This is a genomic window from Labilibaculum sp. (assembly GCF_963664555.1).
In the GTDB taxonomy this organism is placed as follows: domain Bacteria; phylum Bacteroidota; class Bacteroidia; order Bacteroidales; family Marinifilaceae; genus Labilibaculum.
In genome coordinates this window covers 1,700,620-1,724,431 of record NZ_OY761461.1, presented here as the reverse complement: position 1 = coordinate 1,724,431, position 23,812 = coordinate 1,700,620, and the positions used below count along the sequence as shown (strand labels likewise).

Annotated in this window: 11 protein-coding genes; 8 read left to right on the top strand and 3 right to left on the bottom strand. The window is 39.2% G+C overall.

Annotation, left to right across the window (positions count from 1 at the left end; genetic code table 11):
* Positions 1–4: 4 nt before the first annotated feature.
* Together ACKU4N_RS06770 and ACKU4N_RS06765 are read right to left on the bottom strand one after the other, a co-directional pair.
* Entirely contained in the window at positions 5–1,030 is a 1,026-nt protein-coding gene (locus ACKU4N_RS06770; protein ID WP_321321836.1) for a PorP/SprF family type IX secretion system membrane protein, read from the bottom strand.
* Positions 1,030–9,492 carry a T9SS type B sorting domain-containing protein gene (locus ACKU4N_RS06765; RefSeq protein WP_321321834.1) on the bottom strand — a complete coding sequence of 2,821 codons (8,463 nt, stop codon included), beginning with the start codon at positions 9,490–9,492 and terminating at the stop codon, positions 1,030–1,032. The genes ACKU4N_RS06770 and ACKU4N_RS06765 overlap by 1 nt, the downstream gene beginning before the upstream one ends.
* Positions 9,493–10,106: 614 nt before the next feature.
* Here ACKU4N_RS06765 and ACKU4N_RS06760 point away from each other — a divergent pair.
* The 7 genes from ACKU4N_RS06760 (at position 10,107) to ACKU4N_RS06730 (ending at position 22,899) form a co-directional block, all read left to right on the top strand.
* Positions 10,107–13,118: a SusC/RagA family TonB-linked outer membrane protein gene (locus ACKU4N_RS06760; RefSeq protein ID WP_321321832.1), complete on the top strand. Its 3,012-nt coding sequence runs from the start codon at positions 10,107–10,109 to the stop codon at positions 13,116–13,118.
* A 19-nt stretch (positions 13,119–13,137) separates the two neighbouring features.
* Entirely contained in the window at positions 13,138–14,673 is a 1,536-nt protein-coding gene (locus ACKU4N_RS06755) for a RagB/SusD family nutrient uptake outer membrane protein (RefSeq protein WP_321321830.1), read from the top strand.
* Between the two features lie 114 nt (positions 14,674–14,787).
* Positions 14,788–16,506, top strand: a complete 1,719-nt coding sequence (locus ACKU4N_RS06750) for a LamG domain-containing protein (protein WP_321321829.1) — start codon at positions 14,788–14,790, stop codon at positions 16,504–16,506.
* 87 nt (positions 16,507–16,593) lie between these two features.
* Positions 16,594–18,300 carry a family 43 glycosylhydrolase gene (locus tag ACKU4N_RS06745; RefSeq protein ID WP_321321827.1) on the top strand — a complete coding sequence of 569 codons (1,707 nt, stop codon included), beginning with the start codon at positions 16,594–16,596 and terminating at the stop codon, positions 18,298–18,300.
* 11 nt (positions 18,301–18,311) lie between these two features.
* Entirely contained in the window at positions 18,312–19,745 is a 1,434-nt protein-coding gene (locus ACKU4N_RS06740; protein ID WP_321321825.1) for a glucoamylase family protein, read from the top strand.
* 41 nt (positions 19,746–19,786) lie between these two features.
* On the top strand, positions 19,787–20,575 hold the full coding sequence (locus tag ACKU4N_RS06735; protein WP_321321823.1) for a carboxylesterase family protein: 789 nt from the start codon (positions 19,787–19,789) through the stop codon (positions 20,573–20,575).
* 56 nt (positions 20,576–20,631) lie between these two features.
* Positions 20,632–22,899 (top strand): glycoside hydrolase family 3 N-terminal domain-containing protein, encoded by a 2,268-nt coding sequence (locus ACKU4N_RS06730; protein ID WP_321321821.1) that lies wholly within the window; start codon positions 20,632–20,634, stop codon positions 22,897–22,899.
* A gap of 219 nt (positions 22,900–23,118) precedes the next feature.
* Here ACKU4N_RS06730 and ACKU4N_RS06725 read toward each other — a convergent pair whose 3' ends face one another.
* Positions 23,119–23,427 (bottom strand): helix-turn-helix domain-containing protein, encoded by a 309-nt coding sequence (locus ACKU4N_RS06725; RefSeq protein WP_124991797.1) that lies wholly within the window; start codon positions 23,425–23,427, stop codon positions 23,119–23,121.
* 117 nt (positions 23,428–23,544) lie between these two features.
* Here ACKU4N_RS06725 and ACKU4N_RS06720 point away from each other — a divergent pair, with 117 nt between their 5' ends.
* A complete protein-coding gene (locus ACKU4N_RS06720) occupies positions 23,545–23,805 on the top strand; it encodes a hypothetical protein (RefSeq protein WP_321321817.1) in 261 nt (86 codons plus the stop codon).
* Positions 23,806–23,812: the final 7 nt, after the last annotated feature.

Here is a 23,812-nt window from a genome sequence, read left to right as displayed (position 1 = left end):
AAGTCTAGAATTTCGGACACTTAATTCTACCAATTTGTCTTCGACGCCTAAGATTTTTTTCCATAGAACCTGACGATTTATTTTTAAATCTCATTAAAAAAGAAATTTCGTGAGCTCCTGTGTTTGTGTGTATTAATTTAGAAACCGTTTTATCGTAACTATAGGAAACCTGCCACCAATCACGAATAATTCCTAATTGCAGGATTATTGCATCGTATTCCAACTCCAAATTATCCCTGTACCACATTCCGTAAATAACAGAACCTTTTGAGAGATATAAGCCGTAATTTAGCTGTCTGTTAGTCCCTTGTTGTTGAAGCAAAAAATTAGGAGCTAAACTAAAATCAGCTCGATGCAAACCATTTCGGAAAACCGGCACGTTAACGCCACAATGCAAAGTGTATTTTCTTGGCAACTTAGAATAGTCGCTTTCATCTTTAAAAGTTTCGTTTGGTTCGGTTATATGATGAGCTGCAAAACCAACAAACCAATTTTTATAAGATGCTATCATCCCTGTGGAAAAATCGAAATAATTCCTGCTTAAGTGATCAATAACCCCTTCACCGGTAAAAGGATTTATCAGTCCATTGATATAAAATTCATCAGTCTGATCCGGATAAGTAAAATTAGTATCATCCAACTTTCTTTGAATAAATGAAACCTGAAAGCCTGTTTTTATCAAGAAATCACGGGACACCCGAAGTGTGTAGGAGTACATCCCACTTGCCGTTGTGGTACTAATTGTTCCATCGCCTTGTTCATCCTGCATAATCTGAAGTCCAAAACCACCGCCAAGCGCATTTACATATTGGTCGTAAGCTACGCTGTAACTTATGTACGCTGAGTTTAACTCAGGCCACTGATTTCTGTATCCAAATGAAATTCTGGGATCGAAATCGGAACCGGCAAATGCCGGATTCAAATAAATTTTATTCGCATAGAACTGAGAGAACTCTACATCTTGTGAAAACAGATTTAAAGAATTCAATAATAGCATAACAACACCTACTATTTTCAATTCGTTTCTCATTATCTAAATAAGGTTACAGTACCGTGAGCCCGTTCTTTCCCACCATAAAAAATCATCCAAACATATACGCCAATTTCAGCTTCTTCTCCTTTATAGATTCCGTTCCAGCCATCGTATTTCAACTCATTATTACTAACAACATCTTTTCGCAACTCAAACACCTGCTCACCCCATCGAGAATAAATATACAATTCAAAATCGGTAACTACACCTTTAAAAACAGGATAAAATATCTCATTTGGGCCTTTCCCGTTTGGTGTAAAAACATTTGGAACAACCATTTTAGGTTGTAATAATTTCACTGCTGCTGCTGATTGTGCAACACAACCAAAATCATTCATTACCTGAACAGAATAGTCGCCGGGTTCTTCAACCTCAATACTTCTCCAATCTGATCCTGTGCTCCAATAGTAAGAAGAATAACCCGAACCAGCATCTATCGTAACAGTCTGACCTTTGTAAAAGCTTAAGGTATCTGCAGCCAAACTTAACTCAGGACTAGGATAAACCTCTACATGCAAGGTATCTGTGCCCATTATACCGTATACATCCCAAACACTTACGATATAATTGCCCGATTGGTTCACATTAATTGTTCTTGTTGTTTCACCAGTACTCCATTGATACCTTTCCCAGTGCCCTGGATCCAGCATAAGAGAGGTTCCCTGACAAATACCGGCATTCCCCCCCAAATTTATTTTTGGAACGGGATTCACAGCTACTTTCACTTTCCCATTGCCTCTGCAACCGTTCATATCTACAACGTTCACAGCATACACTCCATCTCGATCCACCTTTAAAAATTGTGAGCTTTCCTGATTGTTCCATTCATACTGAACATATCCGCTACCTGCATCTAATAAAAGAGTAGTTCCCTCTGCAATTATGGTATCGCGTCCCAAATAAACATTCGGATTCTCGTGTACAAATATTCGAATCTCATCATTACCAACACAACCAAAATCATCAGTGGCTTTCAATGTAAATTCACCCTCCTCGTATACATAAATTTCTTTTGTTTGTCCGCCGGGAATCCATTCTGAATGATAACCATCCGGCGCTTCAATAATCAACTCTTCACCTGCACAAATAAACAAGTCAGGCCCCAGATCAACTATAGGAAGATCATGAACAACTACATTTACAGAATCGTAACCAATACACCCATTCAAATCTCGAACCTCAACAGAATAAACACCACTGCTGTAGGCCAATCTTGTCTGAGTTGTAATTCCATCATTCCATAAGAAGCTTTCTCCATCACCTATATCCAACATCACAGATTCTCCAAAACACATATCAATCTGATTTGGAAGAGAATTAATTGGCAGATGAATTATTTCTACATGCACACTATCGGAGCCTAAACATCCATTCTCATTTATAATATTTAAAGTGTACCATCCAGTATCTCCAGCTTTGATCGAATAATTTGTTTCGCCCACTAGCTGAGAACCATCCTTATTCCATTGATACGAATATCCTGTTGCAACAGGACCTTCTATATATGTTGAATCTCCATAACAAACCAAATTTGTTGAGTAAGATAAATTAAAATCAAAAGCCGGATAAAAATTTACTGCAATACTATCCGTTGCAACACATCCGTTCGCATCTGTAAAATCAACAAAGTAATTATTTGCATCAGATACTGTAATTGTTTGAGTAGTTTCACCGGTAGACCATAAATAACTGCCAATTTGAGTTCCCGCATCAAGAACTACAAAATCTCCATCGCAATGTGTTTGATCCGCTCCCAAATCTAATGTTGGATTTGCATGGATGGTTGCATTGGCATCATCTGTTGCTGAACAGCCGTTGACATCTGTTACTGTTACGCTGTAATTTCCACTTGTCGAAACGGTGATTGCCTGAGTTGTTTCTCCGGTAGACCATAAATAGGTTGAACCTGCGTTGCCTGCGTCAAATGTGATCGTATTTCCTGAGCAAGTCTGCTGATCTGCTCCCAAATTGACGGTTGGATTGGCATGAATCGTTGCGTTGGCATCATCCGAAGCGGAACAGCCGTTAGCGTCAGTTACTGTTACTGAATAATTGCCTGAAGTGGAAACAGTGATTGTCTGTGTGGTTTCTCCTGTATTCCATAAATAAGTTGATCCTGCGTTGCCGGCATCAAATGTGATCGTATTTCCTGAGCAAGTTTGCTGATCTGCTCCCAAATTGACAGTTGGATTGGCATGGATACTTGCATTGGCATCATCCGCAGCGGAACAGCCGTTGGCATCAGTTACTGTTACGCTGTAATTTCCACTTGTCGAAACGGTGATTGCCTGAGTTGTTTCTCCTGTAGACCATAAATAAGTTGATCCTGCATTGCCTGCATCAAAAGTAATTGTACCTCCGGCACAGGTTTCCTGATCAATTCCTAAATCAACAACTGGATTCGGGTGTATTGTTGCATTGGCATCATCCGAAGCGGAACAGCCGTTGGCATCAGTCACAACTACTGAATAATTGCCTGAAGTGGAAACAGTGATTGTCTGTGCACTTTCACCTGTACTCCATAAATAAGTTGATCCTGCGTTGCCTGCATCAAATGTGATGCTGTTGCCGGCACAGGTTTCCTGATCTGCCCCAAGGTTTATCGTTGGGTTGGCATGAATCGTTGCGTTGGCATCATCCGTAGCGGAACAGCCGTTAGCGTCAGTTACTGTTACTGAATAATTGCCTGAAGTGGAAACAGTGATTGTCTGTGCACTTTCACCTGTATTCCATAAATAAGTGGCACCAACATTTCCGGCATCAAAAGTAATTGTACCTCCGGCACAGGTCTGCTGATCGACTCCCAAATTGGCGGTTGGATTCAGGTGTATGGTTGCGTTGGCATCATCTGTAGCCGAACAGCCGTTGACATCAGTTACTGTTACGCTGTAGTTTCCACTTGTCGAAACGGTTATTCCCTGAGTTGTTTCTCCGGTAGACCATAAATAGGTTGAACCTGAGTTGCCTGCGTCAAAAGTAATTGTACCTCCGGCACAGGTTTCCTGATCTGCTCCCAAATTGACAGTTGAGTTCGGATGTATTGTTGCATTGGCATCATCCGAAGCGGAACAGCCGTTGGCATCAGTGATTGTTACGCTGTAATTGCCTGAAGTAGAAACTGTAATCGTCTGTGTGGTTTCACCGGTACTCCATAAATAAGTTGATCCTGCGTTGCCTACATCAAATGTGATCGTATTTCCTGAGCAAGTCTGCTGATCTGCTCCCAAATTGACAGTCGGGTTCGGGTGTATGGTTGCATTGGCATCATCCGTAGCTGAACAGCCGTTGGCATCAGTTACTGTTACGCTGTAATTTCCACTTGTCGAAACGGTGATTGCCTGAGTTGTTTCTCCTGTAGACCATAAATAAGTTGATCCTGCATTGCCTGCATCAAAAGTAATTGTACCTCCGGCACAGGTTTCCTGATCAATTCCTAAATCAACAACTGGATTCGGGTGTATTGTTGCATTGGCATCATCCGCAACGGAACAGCCGTTGGCATCAGTTACTGTTACGCTGTAATTGCCTGAAGTAGAAACTGTAATCGTCTGAGTAGTTTCACCGATACTCCACAAGTAAGTTGAACCTGCGTTGCCTGCATCAAAAGTGATGGTGCTTCCGGCACAAGTCTGCTGATCCGCTCCCAAATTGACGGTTGGATTGGCATGAATCGTTGCGTTGGCATCATCCGAAGCGGAACAGCCGTTGGCGTCAGTCACAACTACTGAATAATTGCTACCCGCTGCAACTGTAATTATCTGAGTGGTTTCTCCGGTACTCCATAAATAAGTGGCACCAATATTTCCGGCATCAAATGTGATGGTGCTTCCGGCACAGGTTTCCTGATCTGCTCCCAAATTGACGATTGGATTGGCATGAATAGTTGCATTCACATCATCTGTTGCTGAACAGCCGTTGGCGTCAGTTACTGTTACGCTGTAATTTCCGGAAGTTGAAACTGTGATTGTCTGTGTGGTTTCACCGGTATTCCATAAATAAGTGGCACCAATATTTCCAGCATCAAAAGTAATTGTTCCACCTGAACAGGTCTGCTGATCTGCTCCCAAATTAACTGTTGGGTTGGCATGAATAGTTGCATTGGCATCGTCTGTTGCTGAACAGCCGTTGGTATCAGTGATTGTTACACTGTAATTTCCACTTGTCGAAACGGTTATTGCCTGAGTTGTTTCTCCGGTAGACCATAAATAAGTTGATCCTGCATTGCCTGCATCAAAAGTAATTGTACCTCCGGAACAGGTTTCCTGATCAATTCCTAAATCAACAACCGGATTCGCATGAATGGTAGCATTCACATCATCTGTTGCTGAACAGCCGTTGGCATCTGTTACAGTTACGCTGTAGTTTCCTGAAGTAGAAACACTGATTGCCTGAGTGGTTTCGCCGGTACTCCACAAATAAGTTAATCCTACATTGCCTGCATCTAAAGTGATGGTGCCTCCGGCACAGGTTTCCTGATCAATTCCTAAACCAACAACTGGATTTGCATGGATGCTTGCATTGGCATCATCCGAAGCCGAACAGCCGTTGGCATCTGTTACAGTTACGCTGTAATTTCCGGAAGTGGAAACTGTAATCGTCTGTGTGGTTTCTCCTGTATTCCATAAATAAGTTGATCCTACATTGCCTGCATCAAAAGTGATGGTGCCTCCGGAACAGGTTTCCTGATCAATTCCTAAATCAACAACTGGATTTGCATGGATGCTTGCATTGGCATCATCCGAAGCCGAACAGCCGTTGGCATCAGTGATTGTTACGCTGTAATTTCCTGAAGTGGAAACTGAAATCGTCTGTGTGGTTTCTCCTGTATTCCATAAATAAGTTGATCCTACATTGCCTGCATCAAAAGTGATGGTGCCTCCGGCACAGGTTTCCTGATCAATTCCTAAATCAACAACTGGATTCGGGTGTATGGTTGCATTGGCATCGTCTGTTGCTGAACAGCCGTTGGCATCAGTGATTGTTACGCTGTAATTTCCTGAAGTGGAAACTGAAATCGTCTGTGTGGTTTCTCCTGTATTCCATAAATAAGTTGATCCTACATTGCCTGCATCAAAAGTGATGGTGCCTCCAGCACAGATTACCTGATCCGCTCCCAAATTGACGGTTGGATTCGGGTGTGTGGTTGCGTTGGCATCATCCGAAGCAGAACAGCCGTTGGCATTAGTTACTGTTACGCTGTAATTTCCTGAAGTAGAAACACTGATGGTTTGAGTGGTTTCGCCTGTACTCCATAAATAAGTTGAACCTGCATTGCCTGCATCAAAAGTAATTGTACCTCTGGCACAGGTTTCCTGATCTGCCCCCAAATTGGCGATTGGATTTGGGTGTATGGTTGCGTTGGCATCATCCGCAGCTGAACAGCCGTTGGCGTCAGTCATCACAACAGAATAATTCCCGGAAGTGGTCACCAAAATTCCTTGCAAGGTTTCGCCTGTGCTCCACAAATATGTAGATCCTGGATGACCTGCGTCAAACATGATGTTATTTCCATTACACTCCTCTTGGTCTGCACCTAAATCAACAATTGGATTTGGATGAACGGTAATATTTATATCATCAGTGCCTGAACAGCCGTTGGCATCAGCTACAACAACAGAATAATTCCCGGAAGTTGAAACCGTAATAGTCTGAGTGGTTTCGCCTGTATTCCATAAATAACTCGCACCAACATAACCGGCATCCAAACTAATTGTATTTCCCTGACAGATATCCTGATCAGAGCCTAAATTCAAATTCAGGTTACTATTAATATCGACCCTCACAGTATCCAATGCAGGATTTACACAAGGAACAATTGGTTGCGCACTTAGCTCTATATCAATAAATCCATTTAAGATATCAGCACTACCAGGTGTATAAGTAGGATTCAAAATTCCAGTATTGTCAAAAAAACCATCCCCTAGACTTCTCCAGATAAATGAAGATTCATTGCTTACAACACCGCTCAAACTTGCTGTCCCTGATTCACAAATGGCAAGATCTGAACCTGCATCAGCAACTACATGCTGAATAACTTCAACCGTTACATCTAATGGAATCTCAGATAATTTATACATACTAATACCATCCAAAGCAAAAGCATTATCAACACCCGTTGTGCTTGTATTATTGATTTGAACATTTAAAGAACTTGAGCTATCGGAATAAACCAGTCTTTGATATTTATCCCAATTACAAGGAGAATTGGTACTAAAGCTTTCGATTACAACACCATTAACAACCAGCTCAAAATCATCAAAACTATCATTCTTAAGATTTGTAATATTTAAAGAAAAGACATAATAACTATCCGGATCAACATTTATATCTTGTTCCCAAACTGTATTATTTACAGATCCACCTTCAACAACCATTACATTATCGGGAGAATTTCCAGTAACACCTGTACAACTGCTTTTATCTGATCCAAATGCCCGAGTATTACTACTAACCGTATATTTACTTGAACGGCTTCTACACGACCAACTTGAAGTACTTGAACAATAGTAGTAGTCACTTTGAAAACCTATATTCCCTAAAGTAAAATCGCCATTATTAACCAATTCCAAAGTCTCATCAATATAGAACACACGTAAATTGTATGTTGTTGTTGAATCTGGTGAAACTACGACTCTGGAAGAAAGACCATCTACATCCCAATTAAATAAGAAGTCATTTCCAGCGTAAAGCTCAACAGACTCATCTCTACAAATAATGGTATCATTTAAAGTTACATCAGGCACAGTACCCGCAGCACTTGTAATATTGACCATATCCATAGCAGAACAACCATTCATATCAAAAACACGAACAGCGTACAAACCAGGCTTATCAACATCAAGATATCTGTTTCTTGATCCATCATCCCAAATATAGAAGAAGTGACTTCCTGCATCCAATCGAATTACGTCACCTGCGTTCAAAACCTGATCAGGTCCTAAATCAACCACCGGAGGTGGAACCAAAGTCACATTAATATCATCTGTTGCATTACAACCATATGAATTTGTGACAGTAACAGAATAATTACCATCACCATACACTATAATCTCTTGTGTTGTTTCACCTGTACTCCATAGATAAGTTGCTCCTGAAATTCCCGCATTTAAAACCACTGGATTTCCTGAGCATACTGTACGGTCAGGTCCCAAGTCAATTGTTAGATTTGCATAGAAACCAACATAAACAGTATCAGTATCAACACAATTAAAAGAATTTGTCACTTCAACAGAATAGGTTCCAGCTGTTGACACTTCAATGGTTTGGGAAGTTTCCCCTGTATTCCAAGAATAAATTGAACCTGCATTCCCCGCATCTAAAATAACATTTCCACCACCACAAGATGCCTGATTATCACCAAAACCAATAACTGGAACAGGATTCAGATTAAGAGTTAAAAAATCAGAGACAGCTCCGCAAGGAGAATTCGAATTAGCTGTCGCTGTAAGTATTACACTGCCAGTGGCTGCATCATTACTTCCCGGAGTGTAAGTAGAATTAACATTTGAAGGATTAGAAAAAGTACCATCACCTGAAGTTGACCACAAAAAACCTGTTTGGTTGGAAACTGCTGCACTCAAACCTGCAGTTTCATTACCACATATAGTAATATCTGAACCCGCATCAATCATCGCAGGTTCAATTACTGTAACTGTTCTGCTGTCCGGCACTTCAACCAAAGGATTAAAAGAAATACCATCCAAGGCATAATCGTTACCACTTCGGATTAAATTTTTATTTACAATTGATATTTCAATAGATGTTTTTGTACCCGAATACCACAAAGAGTAAAACTCTTCCCAGTTACAAGTCAATCCAGCACTAGGTTCAATATAATCCCCCATTAAAACTCCATCAATCTTAAATTCCAATCGAGCCGGATTGGTTGGATGAACATTTGCAGCCCAAGTAGAAAATGCATAATATTGATTCGGATTTACCGTAATCGTCTGGCTCCACACAACTACATCTTCATCAGGAGCACCATTAACAATCAGCATTTTATCCGGACTATTTCCTGTATGTCCGCTGCAAGGAGAAAAATTAGCGTGATATGCCTGAGGATTGCTGTCAACAGCATATCTTCCCTCCATCCACAAAGATTCATTATCGGAATGACTAGCTGAAGACAAAACAGGATCCGGACAATAGATATATTCACTATAAAAGCCAGTATTCCCAAGATCAAATTCACCATTGGAAATTAACTCAGTTCCTGTATCCGGAACAAAGACACGAAGATTGTATGTGGTTGTTACTGCCGGAGAGACACTAATTGCAGATGAAAGTTGTCCTGTACTCCAATTGTACATGTATGAACCTGTTTGTGCTTCTAAAATAACAGATTCACCAACACAAATAGTTGTATCATTAACTGGTCGTACAATTTGTGCTGTTCCAGAATAATAACTAAATCCTATAATTATCGTAACACCAATAAGCTGTAGAAATCTTTTCATATTCACTCTTTCGTTAAAAACCATCTACTCCAAATCTCCAAGCGTCTGCCTTTTGATGAAAGGCTATTTTTTTTACTTTAATTACGCAAATTTAACGATTAAAGTTTGGCTTTTTGTCACTTGATTCACTTTGCTCTTCAAAAAAACACCTAACCAACAGGATATGAACAAATTGCTCATTTGTTTAATTTTTATTAAAATGCAGACTAAATAAAAATGCGGTTGGATTTGTTAATTAATAAATCTGAACAATCATATTTTTTCAATACCTTAAATACAGCCACAAAACCGAAAACGATTTCGTAAAATAATACTTTTTAACCCTTCATAATTCAATTATGATATGTTTAACCAAGCTAAAATTCAAATTATCACCCCAACATACTCACTACCTAAATATAAAAATATCGTTTAAATGCATTATCATCTCAAAATATTTCACATTTTTTAATATAGGTAAAACATCTAATTAAAAGATACTTAACAATCATACGTAGTGGCAATGTTGTGTTGATTTTTATTGCTGTTGAGGTTTAATAAACACAATCAATTTGGAACAAGCACCTATATAGGCCGACCTTTATGAGGTTATTAATAATCAAAAATAAAAGAGCATGAGATTACTATTATCTAACCTAATTCTTTTGTTGTTTTCTATATCTGTATTTGCACAAAGCAGTACTAATATTACAGGTATAGTTACAGACCAATCTGAAATGCCATTAATTGGTGTTACCGTATTTGTTAAAGGAACCACTTCTGGAACCGTAACAGATATTGATGGGAGCTACAGCATTGAAGCTTTAAGCAATGCTACACTCGTTTACAGTTTTATAGGTATGAAAACACAGGAAATTCCTGTAAATAATCAAACCTTGATTAATGTATCTTTACTTGAATCTACCACAGGTCTGGATGAAGTTGTTGTTATTGGATACGGAAAGATGAGCGTAAAAGATCTAACGTCATCAATAACCACTGTAAAATCTGAAGACTTGGTTAAAACTCCTTCTGGTAACGTTATGCAATCGTTACAGGGGAAAGTTGCCGGACTTCAGGTTATTAGTTCCGGGGCTCCGGGTGAATCACCAACCATACGCCTTCGTGGTATTGGTTCTTATCCCGGACATGGCAACGAAGGACCTTTGTATGTTGTTGATGGAGTATTTTACGACAACATCGATTTTTTAAATACGGCTGATATTGAATCAACCTCAGTACTTAAAGATGCGTCAGCGGCAGCTATTTATGGAGTGCGGGCTGCAAATGGAGTTGTATTAATTGAAACCAAATCCGGTAAACGAAATCAAAAAGCCCAAATTAATTACAATGGCTATTACGGATATCAAGTGGCTCAGAATGTATTGAAAATGGCGAATGCTGAACAATACACAAATATGGCCTTAGAATCAGGATCGGCGGCAGATGAACAATTCATATTAAATGCGATGCAGCGATACGGCAGAAGTCGTATAAATCCAAATGTACCAAACGTAAATACAGATTGGTATGACGAAATTATGCGCACTGCAGCTATTCAAAACCATAGTTTAAGTGTATCCGGAGGTAACGAGAATACGACTTACTCAATTGGAACAAGTTTCTTTACCCAGGAAGGTGTTTTGAATATGAAGAATGAGTATGAACGTTTTAACCTTCGTTCAAAAATTGACTTTCAGGCAAATGAATGGTTCACAATTGGTGGCAATATTATATTGAGTAATTCGACCAAATATGAACCCGAATCGGCAGCTTGGAATGTGGCTTATTTTGCGGTACCAATTATGCCTGTTTACGATGAACTAAATACTGCTGCAAGCCCAACAAGATATGCGAGTGCTGAAGACTTAGGGTATCGGGGAGGTAAAAACCCATTTCCAACGATGGATTTAAGTGAAAATCGCATTAGAACAAAAAAAGTACTTGCAAATTTCTATGCTAAACTGGACCTTATACCAAAAAAATTAAATTTCAAAACAACTTACAGTCAGGATTTTACTTCGCAGGAAGGACGATTTGTTGATCTTGCTTATTTTGTCAGCACTAATTTTAAGCGTACTGATGACTCAGTTCAAAAAAACTCTCAAACTACAACAAACCAAACCTGGGATAATATTTTAACCTATACTGACAGCTTTGGAGGACACAACTTTACACTTATGGCTGGATCATCTTACAGAGATGAAACCTGGAATTATCTTAGTGCAACCGGTTTAAATTTCCCATCTGGACTTGAAGAAAACTGGTACATTAGTAAATCAAAGAGTAAACCATCTGATAGTGTTAATGATGACGGAAGAAAACAGTATGGTATGTCCTATTTTGGAAGAATGTCTTATAATTTCAACAACAAATATTTACTCTACGGAACCATGAGAGCGGATGGCAGCTCAAAGTATCAGGAAAAATGGGGTTATTTCCCAACTGTTGGTGCTGGTTGGGTTATTTCAGAAGAAAACTTCATGAAGGATGTAGAATTTATTGATTTTTTAAAATTTCGTGCAAGTTGGGGTAAACTGGGAAATAATAAAATCGCGGCCAGCGATGGTGCTAACTCAACCAATGTTGTAACGACTGCAATTGATGGTGTTTTAGTTTCCGGTACAACAACCTCGAGTACCTACTCTTCTCTTAAATGGGAGGTTACCGAAGAAACAAACTTTGGTGTTACGACAACTCTTCTTGCTAACAGACTATCTGTAGATGCTGATTATTATATCCGCGACACAAAAAATGCAGTTATAGATGTTACCAATCCTCTTATAGGAGGTACTGTAAGAAAAAATGTTGGTGAAATCAGAAACTCAGGATTCGAGCTGGCTTTGAGTTGGAGTGATAATATTACGAAAGATTTAAAATACTCAATCGGAGCAAACATTTCCACTCTTAAAAACGAAGTAAGGGATTTGTTTGGTCAGCCCTATATAGACGGCGGACAAGCAGAATTTCGTCAGCGTTCAATTGTTGGAGAACCATTATTGGCATTTTTCGGACGTGAGGTAGTTGGTGTTTATCAAAATGAGGCTGAAGTCGCCGCTGATCCTGTTGCCGTGGAAAATGGGTTGGCTCCCGGGGATTTAAAATACAAAGATCAAAACAAGGATGGAAAAATTGATGATGACGACAGAGTTGTTTTAGGCTCTTATTTTCCAAATTTCATGTACGGTGCAAATCTTGGTATAACTTACAAAAACTGGGAATTCACAATGAACATTTTAGGACAGACCGGAAACAAAATTTTGAATCGTAAACGCGGTGAATTAATCTGGACAAATGATGGAAACATAGATGCTGATCTGGCAAAAAACCGTTGGCATGGTGAAGGAACATCAAATAAATATCCTTCCTCTGCAGGATTAAGAAAAGGCTGGAACCAAAAGATGAGTGATTATTTTGTAGAAGATGGATCCTACTTCAGAATTCAAAACATTCAAATTGCTTACAATCTAACACAAAAGGTAATGTTTGGTGTAAAAGTTCCTGAAGCCAGAATTTCGTTCACTGCAGATCGTCCTTTAACTGTCTTTAGCTACAATGGATTTAATCCTGAAGTTGAAAATGGAATTGATACACAAACCTACCCTATCCCAGCAGTATATACACTTGGCTTAAATGTTAATTTTTAATTACAAAAAACATTTTATCATGAAACTATTTAAATATTCTATTCATATCACCCTTGTTGCAGCTACAATTTTGTTTACTGCTGCCTGTGATGACAAATTAGACGAACCTGCCGAGAATATTACCATTGCAGACAGCACTGATTATTCAATTGCCGAAAATATGATTTCACCCTTAATCGGTCTTTATGCTGAATTCAACAATAAAGGCTGGGAATCAAATCCATTAATGTCCATCCGGGGAGATGATGTTAACGCTGGTGGTTTAGGCGATCAACAAGATTTTGCCGAGACTGACTTATACAATTACAACAAAGATTTTTGGATGTACAATTCTGCCTGGGAAGGTGAATACCGAGATGTGATCACTTCTCACAGTGCAATGGAGCAAATTCAATTGTATACTGATGAAACAGGAAATCAAAGTCTAGGCGAACAGTACATTGCTGAAGCAAAAACAATTCGTGGCTGGATTCTTTTCAACATATCCCGAACATGGGGAAATATTCTAGTTCCAACGAGTTCAGACCCTACAGAATTATTGGTTGCAGGTATCACATCAAAAAATGATGTGATGCAGCATATTGCCGATCAAATGGACGAAGCAATTCCTTTCTTACCGGATATGAATCCGAATGAAAGAACTGATATTCGCGGCGGTGTTACTAAATACACTGCACTTGCAATTAAAGCGCTTGCCAATTTGGAGTTAAAAAATTATCAGGCAGTTGCTGATGCCACTTCGCAAATTATCAGTTCCGGTAAATTTAGTTTAGAAGCTGATTTTTACGAGCTATTTAAAATTCCCGGGAAGCTAAACAATGAGAATTTATTGGAAATGCAATATTCTGACTTTGGACAAGCTTCAGGAGATAGCAAAAGTTACCTGTTCGAATTCTTTGGACCGCAAAGCTGGACTCCAAAAGTTGAAGGAGCCGGCAGTGGTTGGGGTTTTTGGGAACCTAGCTTAAAGTACATCAAATTCATGCTTGACAGAGGTGAAACTGTTCGTCTGGAAACCAGTGTATTATTTACAGACAGAGGCATTGCTGAAATTCAAAAAGATCCGAACTATGCAACACTTCCTGCATGGGTTTCAAACACAACCCGATCAGGAGATGTAATTAATGATTATGCCCGTGCACTTTTTGCCAGTGGCAAGCACTATTTACCATCAGATCAACTTACACCTGGACGTACGACATACGGTACAAACAAAAACTTCACCTGCATTCGTTATGCAGAAATCCTGTTAATGCACGCCGAAGCAATAACTCAAGGCGCATCAAGCACATCACTATCTGCAGATGCTGCGGTAAATTTAGTTCGAAAAAGAGCTGGTTTAACAGCAATCTCAGGAGTTACAAATGCACAGGTTATGGATGAGAAATTTGCTGAGTTAGCCATGGAATGGGGAACACGCTTTTTCGATATGGTTCGTCTTGAAAAATACAACGAGCTAAGCTACGAAGGAAGAACCTTTAACGCCGATTTGATTTATTTACCATATCCTCAAAATCAAGTTGATTTACTTCCAGTCTTAAAAGGCAGCAACTAATAATTTTGATCATTAAAATGAAGAAAATGAAACGACCATGTAAAAAAATTACACCCAAGAGAATGAGTGTAATTTGGGAGTTCCATATGGCAAACAGAAACAAATAATAATCATATGAAATTATTTAAAAATATACTAATTGTAATGATTGCTCTCGTATTTGCTACGGCATGCGACGAAGGAATTGATCCGATTACAGCAGTGAAACCAGGAGTGGATGAAACTGCACCTGTAATCAAAATAAACTACCCTACTGAAGGAACAACGATTAAAGTCCTTGACTTGGTAACATCAATTGATATTGATATTAAAGTAACAGATGATATTGAAATTGGAAGCATATCTGTGCTAATGGATGGAACTGAGATAGCCGGTTTTACTACATTTACTGATTATCGAATTGCTCTTGAAAAATTTAACTATGACAATGTAAATACAGGAGATCACATTATGACTGTGATCGCTACTGATCTGGAAGGTAAAAGTACCACATCCTCGGTAAATTTCTCAAAAGAACCTCCATACACTCCACTATTTGAAGGTGAATTGTTTTATATGCCATTTGATGGTGACTATTATGAATTGGTTAACATTGTACAGGCAACTAAGATCGGATCTCCCGGTTTTGCCGGGGAAAGTATAATCGGAACGGATTCTTATTCGGGAACTACCGATTCTTATCTAACTTACCCAATTGCTTCAATGCTTACACCTGAATTTACTGCTGCATTCTGGTACAAGGTGAATCCATCGCCGGATCGCGCAGGTATTCTGGTTATTGGAAATGATACCCCTGAAAATCGTAATCAGGGATTCAGATTATTCCGGGAAGGAAATGGTGCCGAGCAAAGAATTAAGCTTAATGTTGGTATTGGTACTGCTGAAGTTTGGAATAATGGTGATGTTATTGACGTTGCCGCCGGAGAATGGGTACACATCGCCTTTACCATTTCACAAACGCAATGTACAATATTCTTTAACGGCGTTGAAATGAGCTCTTCTCCTTTGACTGCGGCTATTGATTGGACTGGATGCGAAACATTGACAATTGGTTCCGGAGGCGAAACATTTAGCTATTGGGATCACAAATCAGATGGAAGTGCTATGGATGAACTCCGTTTATTCAATAAAGCACTAACTGCAGACGAGATTCAAGATATGATTAATGTTACCAATCCATACCAGCCAAAATACGGTGAAACATTTTATATGCCTTTCGATGGAAACAATACCGATTTAATTAGCTACAATGACGCCACAGTAGTAGGTACAACAGGTTTTGCAGGCGAAAGTGCACTTGGAAGTGATGCTTTTGCAGGAGCCACTGATTCTTACCTTACTTTTCCTATCGAAGGGCTGTTTGGAGAAGAGTTTAGTACTGTATTTTGGTATAAAGTAAACCCTGATCCGGACCGCGCTGGAATTCTTGTAGTTGGAAATAACATTCCCGAAAATCGCAACCAGGGCTTTAGATTGTTTCGGGAAGGAAGTGCAACCGAACAAAGAATAAAATTAAATGTTGGTACCGAAACAGCAGAAGTTTGGAATGATGGCGGTGTTATTGATGCAACTGCCGGCGAATGGATTCAAATTGCGGTTACTGTTTCTCTAACTAAAAGCACAATTTATTTCAATGGTGTGGAAATGTTATCCTCAGATCTTTCAAAAGGTATTGATTGGACTGGATGTACTACAATGACGATTGGTGCAGGAGGTGAAACTTTCAGTTACTGGAATCACTTATCCGATTCAAGTTACCTTGATGAATTACGTGTTTTTAATACGGCTCTTTCGCAGGAAGAAATTCAAACAATATATGATGCAGAGAAGTAATCTCTCTGTATAGAATTCTTAATTCCAGAGGTTTCTCACAACCAGAAGCCTCTGGAATTCAATATTACTCAACCAGAATTAAAACCAATGCTCAGACTATTAACCATCCTTTTAACTTTTGTAAGTGTTTCAGCTTTTGCTCAGCGTACAGCAGAAACCTATTGCAATCCGCTGAATATTGACTACACCTACATGATTTACAATTCCCAAAACGACCTTTCCTATCGCTCTGGAGCAGATCCTGCTGTAGTGGAATTTCGTGGCGAATACTACATGTTCGTAACACGGTCATTGGGTTACTGGCATTCTACAGATTTGCTGAACTGGGATTTTATTCAGCCGGAAAAGTGGTATTTTCAAGGATGCAATGCTCCTGCCGCACACAACTACAAAGACTCGGTTCTATACGTAACCGGAGATCCTTCCGGTTCTATGAGTGTGCTATATACCGATAATCCTAAAAAAGGAGATTGGAAAATTGTCCCTGCCATTCTCAATAATCTTCAAGATCCTGATCTGTTTATTGATGATGATGATCAGGCTTATATCTTTTGGGGATCTTCCAATCAATTTCCGATCAGAGGCAAGAAGTTGGATAAAAACAAAAGATTTATTGCCGAAAAAAACACCACAGAATTATTCAGCCTTAATCAGGAAATTCACGGATGGGAACGATTTGGGGAAAACCATTCCGATACCCTACTTAAAGGATATATGGAAGGTGCCTGGCTGACAAAGCACAAAGAAACTTATTACATGATGTATGCCGCACCGGGAACAGAGTTTAATGTTTATGCTGATGGCGTTTACACCTCTAAAAATCCACTGGGACCTTATACTTACCAAGCTCACAATCCGGTTGTATACAAGCCCGGAGGATTTATGAACGGAGCCGGACATGGAAGCATCGTAAAAACAACTTCCGGTGCTTACTGGCATTTCGGATCGATGGCTCTTTCTGTCAACGAAATCTGGGAGCGCAGACTTTGCATGCATCCTGTTTTCTTTGATGAAGACGGACTCATGCACAGCAATACCCGATTTGGAGATTATCCACATTATGCGCCAAATTCAAAAGAAAAAACCGGCAAATTTCATGGATGGATGCTTTTATCATACAATAAACCCGTTAAAAGTTCATCTCCCAAAGGAATTGAAAACCTAACAGATGAAAATGTAAAAACATTCTGGTTGTCAGAAACAAACACTGGCGGAGAATGGTTTACAATCGATCTCGAAAAACCAATGGACGTAAAAGCAATTCAAATCAATTTTCACGATTACAAATCGAATATGTACGGCAGATATAAAAATTTAAAACATCGGTATCTGATTGAATACTCTGTTGACGGATCAAATTGGAAATCACTGATTGACAAATCCAATAGTTTTAAAGATACTCCCAACGATTACGTTGAACTGGATCAGGCCTATAAGGCCAGATTTATAAAATATACCAATATTGAAGTTCCTACTCCATCGCTTGCAATTTCGGATATTCGAATATTTGGAAATGCTTCAGGCAAAGCACCATCAACAGTAAAGAACTTTAGCGTTGAACGCTTAAAAGACCGACGAGATGCAAAGATCAGCTGGAAACAAATGGAAGACTGCCAGGGATATAATATCATTTGGGGAATCGCTCCGGACAAGCTATATAATTCATGGATGATTTATGGTAAAAATGAACATTTGCTTAAATCACTTGACTCTGACAAAACCTACTACATCACAATTGAAGCATTTAACGAAAACGGCATTTCGAAAACCTCTCAGGTTATTGAAGTAAAATAAGACAACAAGTTATGAACTATACAATTTTACTATCTCTTTTCATGCTTCTTTCATCATGTGGTAAAGATAAAGAGGTTAACATTCCCGAAGAGGAAACCGGCAATAATGGCCCAAAAATTTATCAGGGATTATCCGATGAGATGTTATTGGATACCATTCAATATTATACTTTTCAGTATTTCTGGGATGGTGCAGAACCCAATTCGGGTTTGGCTCCTGAGCGAATCAATTTATCAGGTATTTATCCGCAAAACGATCAACATGTTGTAACAACCGGAGGTTCTGGTTTCGGACTTATGGCTGTACTTGTTGGAATCGACAAAGGATTTATTTCCCGTGAAGAAGGCGTGCAGCGATTCGAAAAGATTGCCGGTTTTTTGGAAGAAGCAGATCGTTTTCACGGAGCCTGGCCACATTGGATGGATGGAAAAACGGGAAAAGTAGTTCCCTTTGGACAGAAAGACGACGGCGGCGATTTGGTTGAAACATCCTTTCTTGCGCAAGGCTTAATATGTGTTCAGGAATACTTTAAAACCGGATCGGAAAGAGAAAAACAATTGAGCGAAAGAATTAAAAATCTTTGGCATGGTATTGAATTTAATTGGTATGAGAAAGACGGCAGCGATGTACTTTACTGGCATTGGTCACCAAATTATGCATGGGAAATGAATTTTCCTCTGGAAGGTTACAACGAGTGCTTAATTACTTACATCACAGGAGCCTCATCGCCGGACTATTCCATCAAAGCCGATTCATATCACAAAGGCTGGGCCCGAAATGGAAACATTGTTCAGCCAAGTTCAAAATACGGATATACTTTAGATCTAAAACACAATGGCAATCCATCTGCTGGCGGCCCTTTGTTTTGGGCACACTATTCCTACTTAGGTTTTAATCCAAGTATCAGTTCTGATAAATATGCCAACTATTGGGATATTAATGTTGCACACACCCTAATGAACCGAGCCTATTGCATTCAAAATCCTAAAAAATTTGATGGATACGGCGAAAATCTGTGGGGATTAACAGCCAGCTATTCCATAAAAGGGTACAGCGAATGGGAAGATGGTGGAGGAAGAGAACGGAATGATTTGATTGCAAGTGATCTCTATTTGGGTTATGCAGCTCATAATCCCGATAAAGACTATGGAGTCATCGCTCCCACCGCAGCTCTTTCCTCTTTCCCTTATGCCCCCGAAGAATGCATGAAAGTGGCAAAAAATATATATTTCAATTTGGGAGACAAAACCTTTGGTAAATATGGTCCATACGATGCTTTTAGTGTAGAATACAATTGGTATCCGAGAAGTTATTTAGCCATCGATCAGGGGCCAATTGTATGCATGATTGAGAACTACAGAACTAGTTTACTCTGGGATTTGTTCATGAACTGTCCGGAAGTGAAAGAAGGATTGAACAAACTGGAATTTACTATTCAACAGTAAGTTATAAATCGTGATCAAACATTATCTAAGAAACATTCAAAATGAGAGATTTTAAAACTATATGTCTCGGACTGATCCTTTTTTTGAGTTTAGGGCATACTTATGCTCAAGACTTAAACCTGTATCAGAAGGCCAATTTTATTCTTGAACAGGACACCTTAAAATATCGAATTCTTTATCCGGAAAACATGGAAAAAGGAAAGACATATCCATTGGTATTATTTCTTCATGGTTCCGGCGAAAGAGGAACTGACAACCAAAAGCAGCTGACTCATGGAGCGAAGCTTTTTCTGGATCAGACAAACAGAAAAGAGTATCCTGCTATTGTTGTTTTTCCCCAGTGTCCCCCTGATATTAAGTGGACACATCGATTAAAGGAAAAATCAGCAGCAGGAGACTGGATTTTTAAATTCCCTACGGAATCAGGGCCAACAAAACCAGCCTATATGGCCGATCAGTTAGTAAATAAAATAATACATGAAGGGAACATTGACCCAAAGAGAATTTACATCATGGGCTTATCAATGGGAGGAATAGGAACGCTGGAATTTTTATACCGTTGGCCGGATAAGTATACGGCTGCTGCTGTAATTTGTGGCGGACACAACCCGAAATTGGTCACAAAATACTCTCATGTTCCAATTTGGTTTTTTCATGGGGGCAAAGATGATGTTGTACCCGGAAAGTATTCTAAACTAGTCTACGATGAGCAAAAAAAATACAATACTGAATCAAAATACACACTTTATCCGGAAGCCAATCACAATAGCTGGGATCAGGCATTTGCAGAACCTGATTTAGTAAAGTGGCTCTTTAGCAAGAGCAAATAATTAATTACAAATAAACAATAAAGCGATTACAGATTACTATGAAAATGATTAGAAAAATGAAAACAAAGCTTACACTATTCAGCATATTGGTATGCATTGCAATGTTTTCATGCAATACATCCAAATCGAAATACAAAAGTTATAGCGGCGATGCCGAAATTGAACGAAAAGTGGATTCTGTTCTCTCTTTAATGACATTAGAGGAGAAAATTGGACAAATGACTCAGTTCTCTGGAAGAGGTGATATTACAGGACCCGAAATGCAAAATGAGGTAATGCCTTATCTTAAAAAAGGTTTGGTAGGAAGTATGTTTAACGAAGCAACTGTTGAAAAAGTCAGGCCACTTCAGGAGGCTGCTCTGGCAGAATCAAGACTAAAAATTCCTGTGCTTTTCGGATACGACGTCATTCACGGCTTTAGAACCATATTTCCTATGTCGCTTGCAGAATCGTGCTCCTGGGATCTTGATTTAATGAAAGAAAGTGCCCGGATAGCTGCAACAGAAGCTGCCGCCGAGGGCATTTCATGGACTTTTGCACCAATGGTTGATATAGCCAGAGATGCACGCTGGGGACGCGTAATGGAAGGTGCCGGAGAAGACGTTTATCTTGGAAAACTGGTTGCCACAGCAAGAGTTAAAGGTTTTCAGGGTGAAGGTTGGAAAGATTTAAAATCGACCAATACGGTACTGGCCTGTGCCAAGCATTTTGCTGCATACGGAGCGGCAGAAGCTGGTCGCGACTACAATACAGCTGAAGTTTCGGAACGTACTCTAAATGAAATCTATCTTCCTCCTTTTCTGGCTGCAAAAGAAGCCGGTGTAGCAACCTTCATGACTGCTTTTAACGAAATTGGCGGCGTACCATGTACTGCGAGCAAATATTTATACAAAGATGTTCTTAGAGACCGATGGGACTTTAGAGGCTTCGTAGTTACCGACTACACCGCAATTAACGAATTGGTTGAACACGGCATTGCAAAAGACGAAGCTCAGGCTGCAGAATTGGCAGCAAATGCCGGAATCGATATGGACATGACAGGTGGTGTTTACCTGGAGAACCTAAAAGCTCAGGTTGAAACCGAAAAAGTAAGCATGGAAAGCATAGATATCGCTGTAAGTCGAATTCTGGAAATGAAGTTTTTACTTGGCCTTTTCGACGATCCTTATCGATATATGGACGAAGCCAGACAAGAATCAACACGAATGAAACCAGTATTTTTGGCATCAGCACGAAATATTGCGAAACGCTCTGTTGTTTTATTGAAAAACGAAAACATATTCCCAATTGATAAATCTTCACGAAAAACCGTTGCTTTAATTGGCCCGATGATTAAAAACCAGACCAGCTTAAATGGGGAATGGGCGGGCCGCGGAGATAGAAATCAAAGTGTTTCTTTGTTCGATGGTTTACAAGAAAAATACAAAGGTTCAAATATTCAATTTACCTATGCTTCGGCCTGCGGTTTAAAAGGAAACGATAAATCAGGATTTAAACCGGCATTAAGTGTTGCGAGCAAAGCTGATCTTGTTCTTGTTGCCATGGGAGAAGATTTCAATTGGTCAGGCGAAGCTGCCTGCAGAACAAATATTCAACTGCCAGGCGTTCAGCAGGATTTTCTAAAAGAGCTTAAAAAGCTAAATAAACCAACTGGTTTAGTCCTTATGAACGGACGTCCGTTGGATTTATCGTGGGAAAATGAGAATATGGATGCGATAATGGAAGCCTGGTATTTGGGAACAACAGCAGGAGATGCTCTTGCCGATGTTATTTCAGGAGATTACAATCCATCCGGAAAGCTAACCTTATCTTTCCCCCGCAATGTAGGACAGGTTCCAATTTATTACAATGCTAAAAACACAGGCCGCCCAATTCCCAAAGATGATCCTGATGCAGATTATAAATCCACTTATATCGATGTTGAAAACTCCCCTCTTTATCCTTTTGGATATGGTTTAAGTTATACCACATTTTCGATAAAAGATGTGAAATTAAATACCAATACTCTTAAATCAGGAGAGCAATTAACGGTAAATGCCACGTTAAGCAATACCGGTGGCCTTTACGGAGAAGAAGTGGTGCAATTGTATGTTCAGGATTTATACGGAAGCGTAACCCGTCCTGTGAAAGAATTAAAAGGATTTGAAAAAGTAGGATTAGAGCCGGGAGAAAGTAAAGAAATACAATTTACAATTTCGGAAGATGATTTGAAATTCTTCGATATTAACATGAATTTCGTTGCAGAGGATGGTGATTTTAAACTTTGGGTAAGTACCAGCTCATCCGACGAATCGAACGAACGTTCATTTAACTTTAAGCATTAGTTTATCAATAGTTGGTTTTATTAGTTACAGCGGTACAGTTTCTAAATTGTACCGCTGTTTTTTTTGCTTTACAGCCAACAAAAAATAAAATTCCCACAAGTTAAAACTCATCTAAAATACTTTTAGATTCAGAATCAAGTTATACCCTGACATCACAGACTTGGTTATAGCAAAAGCATAACAAGCCGCTATTTTAAGCCGTCCTGATCTTTAATCGTATTATTTGTTGCCGCCCAAAAGGCGAATTACCTCTTTCAGGATTTCATTTTCAGTAGTAAGCTTCTCTATTTGCGGATTGATTGGGTTTTCGATATTGAGCTCTCCGGCGAGTATCTTAAAAAAATTAACCTGAAGTATTTCACTAATCTTAGCCAGACGATCGGTTTGAATGTCTGGCTTTTTTAGGGTGTTGTAGGTGGCATTTAAACTTAAGCCAAGCTTTTTAGCCATATCAGATATGCTCACTTCCTGCTTTTTCATTTCTGATAAGATCAGCTCGTTAATGGGGATTGTTTTATTCGAAGTCATGCTTAAAAATAGTGATAATAATTTACATTCTGGAATAACAAACAAATTTAAATGGAAATTTATTCCTGTATTTCAGTAATTAATTACAATAAAACAGCATAAAAATACAATCATACAATGATAAAATACCAATATTTAATTACAATATATAGTCCTATGGTAGCATACTACATTCCTACAGTATCACGTTACACTCCTACAGTAGTAGCTTCCACTACTATGGTGGCAGGTTACATTCCTACAGTGGTAAATTACATTCCTATGGTAGCAGGTTACATTCCTATGGTGGAAACATACAGATCTGAAGCAACAATGGTAAATCACCAACAAAACTATGCCAAAATATTTCTTTTAGATTCAAGTCATCCCCTGGAATAGACGGCTT

Coding starts and splice junctions, on each gene's coding strand:
- ACKU4N_RS06765 (WP_321321834.1), bottom strand. CDS start 9,492: ATGAAAAGATTTCTACAGCTTATTGGTGTTACGATAATTATAGGATTT.
- ACKU4N_RS06740 (WP_321321825.1), top strand. CDS start 18,312: ATGAACTATACAATTTTACTATCTCTTTTCATGCTTCTTTCATCATGT.
- ACKU4N_RS06745 (WP_321321827.1), top strand. CDS start 16,594: ATGCTCAGACTATTAACCATCCTTTTAACTTTTGTAAGTGTTTCAGCT.
- ACKU4N_RS06725 (WP_124991797.1), bottom strand. CDS start 23,427: ATGACTTCGAATAAAACAATCCCCATTAACGAGCTGATCTTATCAGAA.
- ACKU4N_RS06755 (WP_321321830.1), top strand. CDS start 13,138: ATGAAACTATTTAAATATTCTATTCATATCACCCTTGTTGCAGCTACA.
- ACKU4N_RS06720 (WP_321321817.1), top strand. CDS start 23,545: ATGATAAAATACCAATATTTAATTACAATATATAGTCCTATGGTAGCA.
- ACKU4N_RS06770 (WP_321321836.1), bottom strand. CDS start 1,030: ATGAGAAACGAATTGAAAATAGTAGGTGTTGTTATGCTATTATTGAAT.
- ACKU4N_RS06750 (WP_321321829.1), top strand. CDS start 14,788: ATGAAATTATTTAAAAATATACTAATTGTAATGATTGCTCTCGTATTT.
- ACKU4N_RS06730 (WP_321321821.1), top strand. CDS start 20,632: ATGAAAACAAAGCTTACACTATTCAGCATATTGGTATGCATTGCAATG.
- ACKU4N_RS06760 (WP_321321832.1), top strand. CDS start 10,107: ATGAGATTACTATTATCTAACCTAATTCTTTTGTTGTTTTCTATATCT.
- ACKU4N_RS06735 (WP_321321823.1), top strand. CDS start 19,787: ATGAGAGATTTTAAAACTATATGTCTCGGACTGATCCTTTTTTTGAGT.